The sequence below is a fragment of the Hymenobacter negativus genome, assembly GCF_016056375.1.
Classification (GTDB): Bacteria; Bacteroidota; Bacteroidia; order Cytophagales; family Hymenobacteraceae; genus Hymenobacter; species Hymenobacter negativus_A.
Map to the genome: position 1 here is coordinate 133,699 of NZ_JAEDAE010000001.1, position 16,025 is coordinate 149,723.

Consider the following 16,025-nt stretch of genomic DNA (forward strand, 5'->3'; position numbering starts at 1 on the left):
GGGCCCTGCGCGGCGCGACCTTTGCGGCCGTGCGGTTGTATTTCGGCCCGCCTGCTGCAATGTCTGCTTCCTTCGTCGTCCGCGTTACGCTTGCTGTTTTTGGGATTTTATGGGGAGCAATGCCGCGAATTTCCGTTGCCCAGACGGCCCCGGCCGGCTCGCCCATCCTGCGCGAAGCCAGCCTGCAAACCGATACTGCCACCTACCTGCTGAGCCGGAATACCGTGGCTGTGCAGGGCGTGTCGGCGCTGTATTTCTGGTACCGGCGCGATGATGAGACCGTGGAGCTGCGGCTGTACCCGGCCAATGCCCGGCCGCTTCGCTTGCGCCGCAACCCCGATTTTCAGCAGCTCGACTCGCTGACCAAAGAAGACGATGGCGGCTTTCGCACCCGCCTCAAGTTTCAAAACCTGACCAGCAGCCGTTTTCTGCGTCTGGTGGTGGAGCAGGCCGCCGACTCGGCCGGGCGGGAGCCGAGCCGCGAGGTGGTGCCACTGCTGCCGCTGGTGCGCACCACGCTGGCCCTGCGCGTGGCTGATAACGAGCTGTTTGTCGGCGAAGAAAAGGTGTTTGAGCTAACCAGCTCGAACGCCCGCAATGTGCACGCCAGCGGCGAATGGGTGCGCGGTACGGAGTTCGATTACCGCCTGGTAGCCGAGGCCAACGGCACCCTGCGCCTGCACGTGCTGCCCAACCAACTTGGCCCCCGCACGCTGGCGGTGAAGTTGCAAACCGAGCGTCCCATTCTGCTGGCCGGCAACCGCATCAGCTACCAGCTGCCGGTGCTGAAGCAGGACTTCAACGTGAAAGCCAGCCGCCTGCGCTTCCTCTCGCCCGACAAGCGCAGCGTGACCCTGGACGACGTGAGCCGCCGCAAAGGCGCCGAGCTGATTCTCGACAACGGCCGCAGCTTCGAGCTGCACCGCACCTATCGCGTGGAAGACCAGGAGGAGCCCGGCGGCACGCTCATCGCTGAAATCTTCACCCGCCAGTTCCTCAGCAACGACCGGGTGCTGTGCTACCTACGCCCCTACAACACTCACCGCCAGACCGAAGGCTACCTCTACATCAAGGAAAACGATGTGGCCCGCTACCTCACCAACCTTGATATCACGCCCCAAACCGTGATTCGGAACGTGCAGGTGCTGCACCGCGGCGGCGAATGGACCTCCGGCCTGAGCGTGAGCCCCGGCGAAACCGTGGACGTGCGCCTGGAGGGCGAGGGTCTGCAAAAAGCCCGGATTTCGTTTGAGGATTTGCCGGTAATTCCGTCCGATTCGTCGGTGCGGACCGATGCCCGGTTGGTGTACCGGGTGCGGGTACCCGTGAGCTACGACAAGCGCAAAAGCAACATCTACAACGCGGGCCAGGCCACCGGCTACGCGCTTAGCATCAAGGAGTTTCAGCGCCCACATCCGCTCGATTTTGTGTCGGTGGCCTACGGCGACGCGGCCCGGCCCATCACCCGGCTCAACGGCCCGGTGCTGTACGACGGCACCATCCGCGACGTGGTGTTTCAGTTCAACCCCAACGCCATCGACACGCCCGATTTGCTGTTCGGCAAGCAGTACCTGACGTTCGAAATCCGCACCCTCAACAGCAAGGGCGAGCTCATTGAGCTGCGCAACGTGGAAAGCCTGCTGGTGTGCCCGGGCGATAATTCGCCCCGTGCCGCCTTCTACCAGGACAAACAGTGCCGCACCGACCCGCTGAGCCTCAACTCCCTGCTGGGCCGCAAAACCTACGACCTCGACGAGTGGAGCCGCATTGTGGTTACGGTCAAACATATATCCAGCCAATATGGCGAAACCGGCTACACCCAAACCGTGGAGCTGGTGCTGAAACGCCGCTACAAATTTGACATTGATGTGAGCTTTCCGGCCGGCCTGCTCACCCGCAAGCAGGGCGACTCCGGCTTTGGCGACCTGGGCGGCATTTCGCTGGCCACGCTGGCGCAGTTCAGCTTCTACAGCCCCAACAAAATCAACCGTCTGCGGCCCTATAAAATCGGGGCCGGCTTTGTGGCGCTCAACGCCTTCAACTTGGGCAGCAGCAGCACCAACCGCGACCTCGGCGTGGTTATTCTCGGCTCGGTGTACCCCACGCGGCGCGAGGCGAAATTCACCTTTCCGCTGTACCTGGGGGGCGGGTTTTTGCTAGGCACCAGCCGCTGGTTCTACATGCTGGGTCCGGGCATTGGGGTGCGGCTGTAGCGTCGGCAACGCGGGCGTAATGGTGGCAATCACCCGGCTTTTCCGGTCATTGGCAGAAAAAGCAGAAGGGTAGGCGTAGTTCGGCGGTAGTTTTGGGGCATGAAATCACCCCGTGCTGCTGCGTTGTCCATTTTTTGTCTGACTAAAACCCTTGGCAGCGGACGCTGGCGCGGGCTGGCCGCCGGGCTGCTGGTGGCGGGCGTGCTGCCGCAAATGGCCCAGGCGCAGGGCCGCGTCACTATCAGCGGCACGATTAAGGATGCCAAAACGGGGGAGGATTTGACCGGTGCATCCATTCGCATCGTGGAGCTGCCGGGCACCGGCACGGCCGCCAATGCTTACGGCTTTTACACCCTCACGCTGCCAGCGGGCACCTACACGGTGGAGGCCAGTTTCGTAGGCTATGCCGCCCAGCCGCGCAAAGTCACCCTCGACAAAAGCCAGCGCCTCGATTTTAAGCTGGCTGGCGGCGGGCAGGAACTGAACGAAGTGGTGGTGACAGGCCGCAGCAGCCAGGCCAACATCAGCAAAGCCCAGTCCGGGGTGGAAACGCTGGATATGAAGCAGATTGCCAAGGTGCCGGTGCTGTTTGGCGAGAAGGATGTTATCAAAACCCTGACCTTGCTGCCCGGCATTAAAACGGCGGGGGAGGGCAGCAGTGGCTTCTCGGTGCGCGGCGGCAACGTGGACCAGAACCTGATTCTGCTCGACGAAGCGCCCGTGTACAATGCCTCGCACCTGTTGGGCTTTTTTTCCACCTTCAACTCCGACGCTATCAAAGATTTGACCGTGTACAAGGGAGGGATGCCGGCGCAGTACGGCGGGCGGCTGTCGTCGGTGGTCGACATCAAGATGAAGGACGGCAACAACCAGCAGCTGCACGGCAGCGGCGGCCTGGGCCTCATTGCCTCGCGCCTGGCGCTGGAAGGGCCGCTGGTGAAGGACAAAGGCTCGTTTCTGGTGACGGGCCGCCGCACCTACGCCGATATTTTCCTGAAGCTGTCGAACAACGAAACTACCAAAAGCGCCCGCCTCTACTTCTACGATTTCAACGCCAAGGCCAACTACACGTTCGATGCCCGCAACCGGCTCTATTTCTCGGGCTACCTGGGGCGCGATGTGCTCGGCATCAATACCTTCGAAAACAACTACGGCAACCAGACGGCCACGCTCCGCTTCAACCACCTGTTCACCGACCGGCTGTTTTCGAACACCTCGCTCGTGTACAGCAAGTACGATTACCAGATAAAAATCCGGGCCAATGACTCCGATTTCAGCATCGATTCCAAGATTAAGGACTGGAACCTGAAGCAGGATTTCGAGTTCACACCCAGCACCAAGCAGACGCTGCGCTTCGGGGCCAACGTCATCTACCACACCATCACGCCGGGCCACGTCACGGCGGCTTCGGATGGGCCGGTGAATTCCACGGCCGATAAAACCAATTACTCGCTGGAATCGACGGCTTATGTTTCGCACGAATGGGCGGCCACGGATAAGCTGGATTTTACCACGGGCTTGCGGCTCTCGTCGTTTAGTTTGTTGGGTGCGGGCACGTATTCTACCTACAATCTGGCCGGCACGGTGCTTAGCAGCCAGAGCTATTCTTCGGGCCAAGTCATCAAAACCTATGTGAACCTGGAGCCGCGCCTGGCGGTGAGCTACCAACTGTCGGATAATACCGCCCTGAAGGCCGGCTACGCCCGCAACGTGCAGAACCTGCATTTGCTGAGCAATTCGGCCGCGTCGTCGCCCACCGATTTGTACGTGCCCACCACCAACAACGTGAAGCCCGAGCTGGCCGACCAGCTTTCGGGCGGCTATTTCCGCAAGCTGGGGGCCAATCAGGGCTATTCATTCTCGGCCGAAGTGTACTACAAGTGGCTGCAGAACCAGATTGACTACCGCGACGGCACCCAGCTGCGTGGCAACCAGGACGTGGAAAGCACGCTGCTCTACGGCAAGGGCCGGGCCTACGGCGTGGAGTTTCTGCTGAAAAAAGAAACCGGCCGGCTCACCGGCTGGGTGGGCTACACGCTGAGCAAATCGGAGCGGCAGTTTACCGACATCAACAGCGGCACCTGGTTCAACGCCCGGCAGGACCGGCCCAACGACCTCTCGGTGGTGGGTGTGTATCAGTTCTCGCCCAATTGGAGCCTGTCGAGCACCTTCGTGGCCAGCACCGGCAACGCCGTGACCTATCCCGTGGGCAAGTATTACGTGGCCGGCCAGGTGGTGAGCCTCTACGGCCAGCGCAACGCTGACCGCCTGCCCGGCTACCGCCGCCTCGACGTGGGCGCCACCCTCGACAAGCCCCAAAAGGAAGGCCGCCGCTTCCACCACAGCTGGAATTTCTCCATCTACAACGTGCTAGGCCGCGAAAACCCCTACAGCATCACCTTCCAGACCAACCCCGACGACCCCAGCCGCACGCAGGCCCTGCAAACCGCCCTGTTCCGCATGGTGCCCTCGGCGACTTACAATTTCAATTTTTAAGTGCCGGTTGAAAGGTGAAGATGCACGGTCATGCTGAGCGAAGTCGAAGCATCTCTACCGCGCAAGTAATCCAATCAAATGAAAAGTTATGCGGTAGAGATGCTTCGGCTTCGCTCAGCATGACGTTCCAGCTATTCTTTATGAAAACCCCAACCCGCTCCCTTCGCTTCCTTGCCGCTGCCGCCACTGTGCTGCTCGCCGCGTCCTGCCAGAAGGTCATCACCCTCGACCTCAAGGAAAGCGCCCCACGCTTGAGCATCGAAGGCAACCTGGCCGATGACGGGCAGCCCTGCACCGTGCTGCTGGGACGCAGCGTAAGCTACACCGAAACCAACACCTTTCCGGCCGTGAGCGGGGCCAAAGTCACGCTGAGCGACGACGTGGGCGGCCTCGAAACCCTGGCCGAAACCAGCACGCCCGGCCAGTACCGGGGCCGCACCGTGCTGGGCCAGCCGGGACGGCGCTACACCTTGCGCGTAGAAGTTGAGGGCCAGGCCTACGTGGCCGCGTCTACGCTGCCCTCGCCGGTGGTGCCGCTGGCGGGCCTGCGCGCCCAGAAAGCGCCCATCGGCACCAACATCCAGGCATTGCCGGACTACCTGGACCCAGCCGGTACGCGCAATTATTACCTGTTCCGGCAGTACCGCAACGGCCGCCTGAACCCCAACATCTACCTGCAAAACGACGAATTCACCGATGGCAAGGCCAACGTGCGCGGCCTGGGCACCGGGGGTGGCGGCAGCCGCGGCACCGATGCCGACAAACTGGTGGCCGGCGACAGCCTACGCGTGGAAATGCAAAACGTGGACGCCGACGTGTACGAATACTTCCGCACCCTCAACCTGACCTTGCAGGGCGGCGGCATGGCCACCGCCTCACCGGCTAATCCGAAATCAAACTTTTCGGGCGATGTGCTGGGGTATTTCAGCGCGCATTCGGTGCGGCGGCGCACCATCCTGGTGCCGGCGCTGTAGGATTGGGCTTTAAGTAGAGACGCAAAATATTGCGTCTCGTCGTTGAACGGCCGGAACTGCCCAAATTTGCGCAGGCACAATAACCGCGGCAACTACGAGACGCAATATTTTGCGTCGCTACATCCTTATGCCAGCATGAAAATTGTTCTAATTGCATAAAAAAGGCCGTCACGCTCAGCATGACGGCCTTTTTTATGCAACTATTGACGCTCTAAACAAGCTTCATATCCGCAATAATTGCCTTAATTTTCTCGTGGCCCAGGCGGTTGGCCAGGTCATAATCCACGGCCGATTTCAGGGGCTGCTTTACGCTGAAATAGAACTTGATTTTGGGCTCGGTGCCACTGGGACGGGCCGAAATCTTGCTGCCGTCTTCGGTGAGGAATTGGAGCACGTTGGAGCTTTCCACGCCGGTGTCGGTGCTGAGGCCGGTGGCCAGGTCGTGGATTTTACCGGTTTTGTAGTCGCGGATTTCCACCACTTTCAGGCCGGCAATATGCTGCGGCGGGTTGGCGCGCAGGCCGGCCATCATCTCCTGGATTTCCTCGGCGCCGCGCTGGCCTTTTTTGGTGAGCGAAATCAAATCCTCCACGTAGAGGCCGTACTGGGCGTACATGGCCACCATTTCCTGGTAGAGCGTGCGGCCTTGGTCTTTGGCCACGGCGGCCATTTCGGCCACCAGCGCGCAGGCCGAAATGGCATCCTTGTCGCGCACAAAGTCGCCGATGAGGAAGCCGTAGCTTTCCTCGCCGCCGCCGATGTATTTCTCCTGCCCCTCCAGGTCGCGGATGAGGCCGGCGATATATTTGAAGCCGGTGAGCGTGCGGTAGCTCTTCACGTTGTACTCGCGGGCAATGTCGCCGAGGACTTCGCTGGTCACGATGGTGTACACGATGAAGTCCTGCGGCGTGCTCTGGCCGGCGCGGTGCCGGGCCGAAAGCAGGTAATTGGTAAGCATGGCGGCCGTCTGGTTGCCGTTGAGCAGCACCCATTCGCCTTGGTTGTTTTTCACGCCCACGCCCACGCGGTCGGCGTCGGGGTCGGTGGCCAACACGATATCGGCATTGGTGGCTTTGGCCTGGTCGAGCGCCAGCTGCATGGCGCTTTTCTCCTCCGGGTTGGGCGACTGCACGGTGGGGAAATTGCCGTCGGGCGTGGCCTGGGCCTGCACCACGTTCACGTTGGTGAAGCCGAACTCGCGCAGCAAGCCCGGCACCAGCGTGATGCCCGAGCCGTGAATGGGCGTGTACACGATGTTCAAATCGTGCTGGCGCTGGATGGCGGCCGGGTCGATGCTGAGCTTCTTGGCAGCGGCAAAATACCGGGCGTCGATGTCGGCCCCGATGCGAATGATTTTCGAGTTATCGGCTGCGAACTTCACCTCGCTCGGGCTGGTGATTTTGTTGACTTCAACAATGATGTTGGTGTCGTGCGGGGCCACTACCTGCGAGCCGTCGTTCCAGTACACCTTGTAGCCGTTGTACTCCTTGGGATTATGCGAAGCTGTTATCACACAGCCGCTTTGGCAGCCCAGCTCCCGGATGGCAAACGACAACTCGGGCGTGGGGCGCAGCGCTTCAAACAGGTAAACGGTGATGCCATTGGCCGAGAAGATGCCGGCCGCGATTTCGGCAAATTCGGTGCTGTTGTTGCGGCTATCGTGCGCGATGGCAACTTTGATTTCCTGCCCCGGAAAGCTCCGCAATAGGTAGTTGCACAGGCCCTGCGTGGCCATGCCCAGCGTGTAGCGGTTCATCCGGTTCGAGCCCGGCCCCATGATGCCGCGCAGGCCGCCGGTGCCAAATTCCAAGGAGCGGTAGAAGGCATCAGTAAGGGCATCGTCCTGGCCGGCAGCCTGCATGTCGCGGATGGCCTGCTGGGTTTGGGCGTCGTACTCGGGCGTGAGCCAGGTGCTGATGGTATGCTGAATTTCGGGGGTGAGCGGCATGGGAGGGATTTGGTTCGGTTGGGTGATAAAGGTAGAGACGCATATTTGCGTCTCGTCGTTGAACGGCCGGCAAAGCGGCGCGGACGACAAGACGCAAATATGCGTCTCTACCTCAGAATAAAAGAAATAAATTACAGGTTGCCGCGCAGCGCCTGTTCGCGCTCAATGCTCTCAAACAACGCCTTAAAGTTGCCTTTGCCGAAGCTCTTGGCGCCTTTGCGCTGGATGATTTCGTAGAACACGGTGGGCCGGTCTTCCACGGGCTTGGTGAAAATCTGGAGCAGGTAGCCTTCTTCGTCACGGTCCACGAGCAGATTCAGCGCTTTCAGCGACTCCAAATCCTCGTCAATCGCGCCGATGCGTTCCAGCAGGTCTTCGTAGTACGCGCCGGGCACGGTCAGGAACTCCACGCCGCGGCGGCGCAGCTCCGTCACCGTGGCGCGGATGTCCTTGGTAGCAATGGCAATGTGCTGCACGCCGGGCGAGTGGTAGTAATCGAGATATTCTTCAATCTGCGACTTTTTCTTGCCTTCGGCGGGCTCGTTGATGGGGAATTTCACGTAGCCGTTGCCGTTGGAAACCACCTTGCTCATCAGGGCCGAGTATTCGGTGCTGATGTCCTCGTCGTCGAAGGTGAGCAGCAACTTAAAGCCCATTACATCCTCGTAAAACTTTACCCACTGGTTCATTTCGCCCCAGCCCACGTTGCCCACGCAGTGGTCGACGTGCAGCAGGCCCACCGGCGCGCCCTGCGGCACCCCGCTGCTCTTGGCCACGTAGCCGGGCAGGAACGGGCCGCTGTAGTTGGTGCGCTCCACGAAGGTGTGGATGCTTTCGCCATAAGTATAAATGCCTGAGAGTGTTACGCTGCCGTGCTCATCCTCAAGGGTATAGGGCTCGAAAGCCGACTTGGCGCCGCGCTTGGTGGTTTCTTCCCACGACTTGCGGGCGTCGTCCACCCACAGGGCCATCACCTTCACGCCGTCGCCGTGCTTGGCCACGTGCTGCGTGATTTCGGAATCGGGCAGGAGGGAGGTGGTGAGCACCAGGCGTATTTTGCCCTGCTGCAATACGTAGCTGGCGCGGTCGCGCAGGCCGGTTTCTGGGCCGGCGTAGGCCACCAGCTCGTAGCCGAACGCGGCCTGGTAGTAGTAGGCCGACTGCTTGGCGTTGCCGACGTAGAATTCGACGAAATCGGTGCCTTTGAGGGGGAGGAAATCCTGGGCGGGTTGGGCCAGCACTTCGGGCGAGGTCATGGTTTGCATGGGTGGGAGGAGGAAATTAGCGGGGTGAATGACAGGGTAAAAATACAGCTTCTGTCGGTTTGACGCGACTATTGGCCGAAACCCGCCCAAACCCGGAGCCGGAACGGCGCGCGTTTGCCAATTCATTCCCATTTTTGTGCCCAATCATCTGCCTTAGCGCTCCCATGAATACCGAAGAACTGAACCGCGCCCTCGTGGCCCTGATTGAAAAAAAGGCCGAGCTGCACACCCTTAAGTACGACGACGCCCGCTACGACGACGTGGAAGAGGCCTTGCACGACCTCGAAGACGACTTCAACGACGAGTATGGCGACTTCCTGGAAACGGCGCTCGACAAAGTGCACACCGACCTGAAATCGGACACCGACGTGCTGCTGCCCACTGCCTACCTGCCCAGCAACCCCGGCTCTACGCCCACGCCCAAAGAAGGTGTCTGGGTTGATTCGGAAAAATACCCCGGCAAGGAAGCCCGCATTACCCTGGTTCCCAATCCGGTGCGAATCATGCTTACTGTGGGCAAGCAGGTGCAGCAGGAGCTGTGGAAAGCGTAATGGCTTAATTGTCATTGCGAGCGAAACGCAGTGGAGCGCGGCAATCCGTCCTGTTCTCAGCGGTCAACCTGATAATGTGACGAGCTAATTAATTGACTTATCACAGCACAGGGCTAGTCGCATCGAGAGGACGGATTGCCGCGCTCCACTGCGTTTCGCTCGCAATGACAGAAGTTATGCTTTACCGCATCGCCGAGCCCGCCGATTGGCACCACGCCCAGCAGACCGGCTTTTTCGCCAGCGCCGACCTCGCCGCCGAAGGTTTCATCCATTCCTCGGAGCCGCACCAGATTCTCGAAACGGCCCGCCGGTACTATGCCGGGCGGGCCGATTTGGTTTTGCTGGAATGGGACGAAGCTGCCTTGGCCGCTGCTGGCGTGCGCGTGGAGCGCGAGTGGGTGGCGAGCCGGCAACAACATTTTGCGCACGTTTTTGGGCCGGTGCCGCTGGGAGCGGTGTGCCGCCATTGGCTACTTGGAGCCGATGAAAGCGGTGGTTTTCAGCTGCCGCCGGAGCTGGTTGTTTTGGGGGAATAATTTTTTTACCGCCGTGCAACCTCGTCCCGGGCGGAGGCATCTTCCGACCAGAAGCTCACCCCAAATCGTCAGTTGTATGCTGCCTTTTTACGTTCGTTCGTTTCGCTGGCTGGCTTTGGCCGGGCTGGCTACGGCCTGCGCTCCCACCTATCAGCTGGGCATGAAGCCGACCCGGGCCACCGGCTTTTTTGTGGAGGGCCGTGAGCAGGCTCAGGCCGTGGCCGACAGCGTGGAAGTGCGCCTGAGCTTCGTGTGCTACGAGCCCACGCGGGTAGTGTTCGAGGCCGAATACCGCAACCCCACCCGCCACGCGCTGGTGGTCGACCCGGCCGCATTTCAGTACGAAGCCAGCCGCCGGGCTGATGCCGGCTTTGACTTCAAAGGCCGCCGCCCCAAGCCACTGCCCGGCACCGAGGTGTCGGCCGCCGTGGCGGCTGCCAGCCAGTGGCTGGCGCTGCCGCCGCTGCCGCCCAAACCCGTCTCGGCCTTCGACCCCGAGCCTGAAATAGCCGCCCTGCACAACCAGGCCGAAAATGAAGCCGCCAAAGCCGCGCGTATCGACTGGTTCGGCATCGCGCTGAGCGCAGCCAGCCTGGCCACCGACGTGGCCAGCATAGGCAAGCGCGAAACAGTGGCGCAGTACCAAAGCCGCGCCAGCATCCGCGACGCAGCGTTTGCCTACAACGTCGTTTCGGCTGCCAATAAAGTCGAACACGCCGTGACGGCCGACGTACTTCAGCAGCGCGCCGCCATGCTCCAGGACTACGCCCTGCGCAAGGTGACGCTGGAACCCGGCCAGCAAGTGCGCGGCTACCTCTACTTCCCCCGCTACGACGCGGCCGATGGCCTGGTGGTGAAGGCCCCAATTGGAGGTAGCATGGTGCCGCTGGAATTTGCGCAGGTACGCCGGCGGCAATAAAAAATAATTGCTAAATGCAACACTACGTGCTGTATATTTCGATTCCTTTCCACGCAATACGCCTTTACCGCTATGTACACACCGCCTTCTTCGTGGCTCATTGAAAGCGCCCGACACCAGAAAAAATCGCAGAGAAACGGATTGATTTTGAGCGGTATATTAATTGCCGCTGCCGTATTGGTCCAGATATTTGGCTAAACAAAAAGCCCCGGCAGTCTGCCGGGGCTTTTTGTTGTTTACGGAGCTTGGGTCCGCGAAAATGAACCGCTTGGGAGTGCTCACCCCAGCTCGGCCAGCTCCAGCCAGCGCATTTCCTTTTCCTCCAGCTCCTCATTCAGCGCTGACAGGCGGGCGCCCCAAGTGGCGAAGTCCTGCGGGCTGCCGGCGCCGCCGTTCAGCTTGGCGGTGATGTCCTGCTTCTCGGTTTCCAGGGCGGCCATGGCTTTTTCGAGCTGCTCATACTCCTTTTTCTCGGCGAAGGTGGCGCGGCGTTTGGCGGGCGAGGGGGCCACAGCCGTGCTCACGGGTGCGGGCGTGATGGCCGCTTTGGCGGCGGCGCGGGCGGCTTTGGCGGCTTTCTCTTCTTCAAGGAGAGCAGCTTCGGTTTCGCGCTCTGCCAGGTACTCGCGGTAGTCGGTGTAGTTGCCGGGGAAGTTGAGGACGGCCCCGCCGGGCTCCAGCACGAAGAGGTGCTCGGCGAGGTTGTCGAGGAAATACCGGTCGTGGCTCACGATGAGCAGGCAGCCGGTGAAGTGCAGCAGGAAGTCTTCCAGGATGTTGAGCGTGGCCAGGTCGAGGTCGTTGGTGGGCTCGTCAAGAATGAGGAAGTTGGGGTTCTTGATGAGCACGCGCAGCAGCTGCAGGCGGCGCTTCTCGCCCCCGCTCAGCTTGCTCACCAGCGTGTATTGCTGGGCCGGCGGGAACAGGAACAGGTTGAGGAACTGGCTGGCGGTAAGCACGTCGCCGTTGGCCAGCTCCACCACTTCGGCCACTTCCTTCACGATGTCGATGACGCGCTGCGAGGGGTCGAATTCCAGCTCGGTCTGGGTGTAGTAGCCAAACACGGTGGTCTGACCCACGTCGATGGTACCGGAGTCGGGCTGCAGCTTGCCGGTGAGCATGTTGAGCAGCGTCGACTTACCCGCGCCATTCGGGCCTACGAGGCCAATCCGGTCCTTTTTCTTGAACACGTAGCTGAAATCGTCGAGCACCACGTTGTCGCCGAAGCGCTTGTTGAGGTGGCTGGCTTCGATGATTTTGCCGCCCTGACGGGTGGTTTTCACGCTCAGCTCCACCTGCTGCTTGCTGAGGTTGGTGCTGGCCTTTTCCTTGGTTACGTAGAAGGCGTCGATGCGGGCTTTCTGCTTGGTGCCGCGGGCCTGGGGCATGCGGCGCATCCACTCCAGCTCCTTTTTGAAGAGCTGGCGGGCCTTTTCTACTTCGGTGGCTTCGCGCATCTCGCGGTCGGCCTTTTTCTCCACGAAGTAGGCGTAGTTGCCCTGGTAGCGGTACACCTGGCCCTTGTCGAGCTCCACGATTTCATTGGCCACCTTGTCGAGGAAATACCGGTCGTGGGTCACCATCAGCAAGGTGAGGGTGGGGGAGGAGAGGCGGTTTTCGAGCCACTCGATGGTGGCCAGGTCGAGGTGGTTGGTGGGCTCGTCGAGCAGCAGCACGTCGGGCTCTTCGATGAGCACGCGGGCCAGGGCCACGCGCTTGCGTTGCCCGCCCGAGAGCATGCTCACCTGGCGCGTGAGCAGCTCGCCGAGGATGCCAAGGCGGCCGAGAATTTGCTGCACCTGGGCTTCGTAGTCCCAGGCGTTGAGGGCGTCCATGCGTTCGAGCACGCGCTGCAGGTCGTCGGGCTTGTGGTCGGGGTCGTTCACGACGTGCTCGTACTCCTGGATGGCCTTGAGCGTGTCGTTCTGGCTGGCGAAGATGGTTTGCTCCACGCTCAGGCTTTCGTCGAACACGGGGTTCTGGCCCAGGTAGGTGACGCGGATGCCTTTGCGCACGCTCACCTCGCCGGTATCGGGGGCTTCGAGGCCGGCCAGCACCTTCATGAGGGTGGTTTTGCCGGTGCCGTTGATGCCCACAAAGGCCACGCGCTGGCCCTGATTGAGGCCGAAGTTGAGGTCTTTAAACAGCCAGCGGTCGGCGTAATTCTTCGAGATGTTCTCGGCGGATAACAGGTTCATAGGCCGCAAAGGTACGGCCGGGGCGGGCGGGGACGTTTAGGGATTACACTTACATTCGCCGCCATGCATCTTTCCCAATCCTTTCGACATTGCCGGTTTTTAGGGCTCATTGCTTTGGGTTGCTTGAGCAGTTCGTGTAACTCAGAATCAAACCAAGCTGATAAGGTGAAGAAGCCACAAACCTCTTCAGTGGCTAAACCTAAACTAGTTTATAAGCCGACTGGTCCCGACAAAGCAATTTATGATTTATTGCCTGTTAATAGCGATACACTTATTGCGGTGAAATGGCACGGCGGTTTAGCCATCACAACGGACGCCGGTTTGCATTGGCAAAACCTGCACGACCAACCACAGAAGCACGATTTTTTATATTTCAAACACCTAACTATTGACGAGCACCATATATTATGGGGGCTAGACAGTTGGCCCGGTATGCACGAACCTGCGTACTCACGCCTTGCTTATTCCGCCGATTTTGGGAATACATGGAAGCATCTCGAATTTGATACGCATAAGTTCTTTCCGTATGAGTTTTATTCTCTGCCGGGCAAACCGCTCCGAATTATTGCCTATGATGGAACGGTTTCTCAGATGCAAGACCGAGCAGGAAAAAAGTGGAAATCTGTCAAGACGGTTGTTGAATTAGATAACTCCGTTAATGACACTATACCAGGCGACTCTTTTTTTTCTGGCGGGCAATTTAAATTCCTTGAAACAGGTCAGTTGTTTTCTCGAACCATAAAAGGCTGGCACCCAATTGTGACTGCGGGATTCATCAATGAAGTCAATGATGTTTGCTCTTGCGCTGGTAGCACCTATGTGGTTGGCTATAACGGTGCGGTCAGTCCCACGCCACATTATTTGCTGCGAATTGCAAATGGACAAGTTCGAGATACTACTGTTCTTCCTGATGAAGACCAGAGATACCTGCGCTGTGATAAAAAAGGAAGATTGTGGCTGTTTAATTTCAGAGGTGTCTGGCGAAAGTCAGGAAACAGACTTGTGTACCGTTACTGAAAACTTCCCCAGCCCCTGTCGCGGCGCCCGACACGCCTCGGCGCGGCGGGGAAATGTAGCATTTCTGAATGGCTTGCTGGTTAATGCAAACGAGGTATTCGTGCAGCTTTTGGCTTGATTCGTAGGTCCGGCTGTTGGCTGAATACCGGGTATGGGTTGTTTATTGCATCATCCAAAGAATCGCCTTGTAAAATACCTAGTCAATAAATACGTAGTTGCCCATGTGCGTTTCCGCATTTGTGCGGTAGGGCTAGTGCCTGCGAGTTGGAGAGCTTTGTGAAGCTATAGTATTCACCAGCTATTCATTCTTATGCTGACGCTGCATTTGCACGAAGAAGGTTTCTTCCCCATTTGTTGGGCTGAGACAGCCACGCCGGGTACCACCTACGTGCGGCCCGGTGCCAGGGGCGTGCTTCGGGCCTTCGTGCTGGCCTAGCGTGGAGAGCTGGAGCTGTTCACGGGCAGCTTGTGTGGCGGGAAGCTACACTATAGTGGCCCGGTGCACAGCGGAACCGAGCTGCGCCAGCTCCTAGCGGCCTGCGGCGCATCGGCAGACGCGAAATCATTGGTTACGGCCGGCAATCGGTTTGATGCTGCGTGAGCTAGCAACCGGGGCGGTCGGCGCACCAGGCAAGCTTCGGCGCTTTGGGAGAAAGATTGTATATATTTTAATAATATTTACTATGTTTACTATTCACTAAGTCCTCAATAATCATGAAATCATTCATTTTGCCATTCCGGACCTCAACTTCCTGGACAGCTGCGCCGGGCACCCTCAATCTGGATGAGCCCAATGCGGTGTTGCGGGCACGGGCGCTGGCATTTTCGCTTGGCGCATCGTCACTGCACATCGATTGTTCGCGGCTGGCGTGCCAGCGTGCGTTGGGGGTTGGCTACGTGGTTTCGCAGCTGCTGCTGCTGCATCGAGCGGGGGCCAAGGTGTGGCTGCGCAACGTGAATGCCCCCCTGCGACGCTGCCTTGACCTGCTGCGCCTCAATTCATTATTCCAGATTGAGGAAGCCTGGTAAAAAGCAGTCCGGCCCGTGCCACAGGTAGCCTGCAACGCTCGTCGCGCAACGGTAGGAGGGGCCAGACGCATCGCAGCGCCATGATTTCAACCAAAGTCAAAGGCCCGTTTACCGGTTGGTAAACGGGCCTTTGGCGCGCCGTGTCTGGCAATGCGGCAGGGAGCTATTGCAATGATTTGGGCAGCACGTACTGGTCTTTGTCGAGCATGACGTAGCCGGTGCGCAGGAACAAACCCCGATGCCGAACGACCATGCCGGGGACACTGGTGTAAGCCACAGGAACGGATAGCCAGATAACAGCGCCGTTTAGCCGGCGCTCGTTTAGTAGCATTTGGTGGCCAGCACTGAGGCGGTAACGTTCCTGCACGCGGCCATCGCGGCGGTAGCGGGTGACGTGGCGCCAGGCAATGTTATCGGGAGCCCACTGCGTCTGTCGCACGCCGTCGTTGGGCAAGGTGCCGCTGTTCTGGTGGGAAATGCCCTGCACCACCACGCGGCGCCGGCCGCGAGCCCGGGCATTGGTGTTGAATATGGGGCTGGTTTGCTCCGCGTGCAGCCGAAGCTGCGCCGCTTGTTGCAGCAGGGTGTCGCGGGCGGCGGCAGCGCGGGCGGGGTCGGTGATAAGCTGCGCGTGGGTGGGCGCGGCCAACAGCACCAGCAGGGCCAAAAGGCCGCTTAATCGGTAGAACATGTCGAATAAAGGGTTGTGGAAAGCCCCAAAGCTACTACGCCGGCTGGCATCCTACCAGCGTAACAGTGGTGCTGAAAAGCCTACCCAATGACCGTTGCTACTTCTACTTGAAAAGCGCCCTTGGGCATGAGAAAAACGCGGGTATGATGACCTCCTATGCAATGAAAACCGGCCGGCCGTTTTCTGTT

13 protein-coding genes are annotated in these 16,025 nt (G+C 59.7%); 9 read left to right on the plus strand and 4 right to left on the minus strand.

Translation table 11 applies throughout. The features are described 5' to 3' along the window. Positions 1–119: 119 nt before the first annotated feature. The 3 genes from I7X13_RS00690 (at position 120) to I7X13_RS00700 (ending at position 5,683) form a co-directional block, all read left to right on the plus strand. Positions 120–2,213, plus strand: a complete 2,094-nt coding sequence (locus tag I7X13_RS00690; protein ID WP_198073978.1) for a hypothetical protein — start codon at positions 120–122, stop codon at positions 2,211–2,213. Positions 2,214–2,312: 99 nt separating this feature from the next. Then, the gene (locus I7X13_RS00695; protein ID WP_233454621.1) at positions 2,313–4,709 is read left to right on the plus strand and encodes a TonB-dependent receptor; all 2,397 of its coding nucleotides are present in this window, start codon (positions 2,313–2,315) and stop codon (positions 4,707–4,709) included. A gap of 140 nt (positions 4,710–4,849) precedes the next feature. After that, a complete protein-coding gene (locus I7X13_RS00700; protein ID WP_198073979.1) occupies positions 4,850–5,683 on the plus strand; it encodes a DUF4249 domain-containing protein in 834 nt (277 codons plus the stop codon). A gap of 211 nt (positions 5,684–5,894) precedes the next feature. On the opposite strand, the gene I7X13_RS00705 is transcribed toward I7X13_RS00700, so the two are convergent. Both I7X13_RS00705 and hppD read right to left on the minus strand, forming a co-directional pair. Further along, positions 5,895–7,631 carry a phospho-sugar mutase gene (locus I7X13_RS00705; protein ID WP_198073980.1) on the minus strand — a complete coding sequence of 579 codons (1,737 nt, stop codon included), beginning with the start codon at positions 7,629–7,631 and terminating at the stop codon, positions 5,895–5,897. Between the two features lie 131 nt (positions 7,632–7,762). Then, positions 7,763–8,896: a 4-hydroxyphenylpyruvate dioxygenase gene (gene hppD / locus I7X13_RS00710; protein WP_198070252.1), complete on the minus strand. Its 1,134-nt coding sequence runs from the start codon at positions 8,894–8,896 to the stop codon at positions 7,763–7,765. A gap of 164 nt (positions 8,897–9,060) precedes the next feature. Here hppD and I7X13_RS00715 point away from each other — a divergent pair, with 164 nt between their 5' ends. From I7X13_RS00715 to I7X13_RS00725, 3 genes are all read left to right on the plus strand, one after another. Further along, positions 9,061–9,447: a hypothetical protein gene (locus I7X13_RS00715; protein WP_198070253.1), complete on the plus strand. Its 387-nt coding sequence runs from the start codon at positions 9,061–9,063 to the stop codon at positions 9,445–9,447. A 164-nt stretch (positions 9,448–9,611) separates the two neighbouring features. After that, entirely contained in the window at positions 9,612–9,983 is a 372-nt protein-coding gene (locus I7X13_RS00720) for a DUF952 domain-containing protein (RefSeq protein WP_198073981.1), read from the plus strand. 76 nt (positions 9,984–10,059) lie between these two features. Then, entirely contained in the window at positions 10,060–10,902 is an 843-nt protein-coding gene (locus I7X13_RS00725; RefSeq protein ID WP_198073982.1) for a hypothetical protein, read from the plus strand. Positions 10,903–11,180: 278 nt separating this feature from the next. Here I7X13_RS00725 and I7X13_RS00730 read toward each other — a convergent pair whose 3' ends face one another. Next, positions 11,181–13,100, minus strand: coding sequence for an ABC-F family ATP-binding cassette domain-containing protein (locus tag I7X13_RS00730; protein ID WP_198073983.1), 1,920 nt, complete (start codon positions 13,098–13,100; stop codon positions 11,181–11,183). 63 nt (positions 13,101–13,163) lie between these two features. Between I7X13_RS00730 and I7X13_RS00735 the strand changes: the two genes are divergently transcribed. The 3 genes from I7X13_RS00735 to I7X13_RS00740 all read left to right on the plus strand — a co-directional run bounded on the left by I7X13_RS00735 (position 13,164) and on the right by I7X13_RS00740 (position 15,146). After that, positions 13,164–14,117, plus strand: coding sequence for a WD40/YVTN/BNR-like repeat-containing protein (locus tag I7X13_RS00735; protein ID WP_198073984.1), 954 nt, complete (start codon positions 13,164–13,166; stop codon positions 14,115–14,117). Positions 14,118–14,427: 310 nt separating this feature from the next. Continuing rightward, the gene (locus I7X13_RS21710) at positions 14,428–14,553 is read left to right on the plus strand and encodes a hypothetical protein (protein ID WP_262895080.1); all 126 of its coding nucleotides are present in this window, start codon (positions 14,428–14,430) and stop codon (positions 14,551–14,553) included. A gap of 278 nt (positions 14,554–14,831) precedes the next feature. Then, entirely contained in the window at positions 14,832–15,146 is a 315-nt protein-coding gene (locus tag I7X13_RS00740) for a hypothetical protein (protein WP_198073985.1), read from the plus strand. A 163-nt stretch (positions 15,147–15,309) separates the two neighbouring features. Here I7X13_RS00740 and I7X13_RS00745 read toward each other — a convergent pair whose 3' ends face one another. Then, a complete protein-coding gene (locus tag I7X13_RS00745) occupies positions 15,310–15,837 on the minus strand; it encodes a hypothetical protein (protein WP_198073986.1) in 528 nt (175 codons plus the stop codon). Positions 15,838–16,025 lie beyond the last annotated feature (188 nt).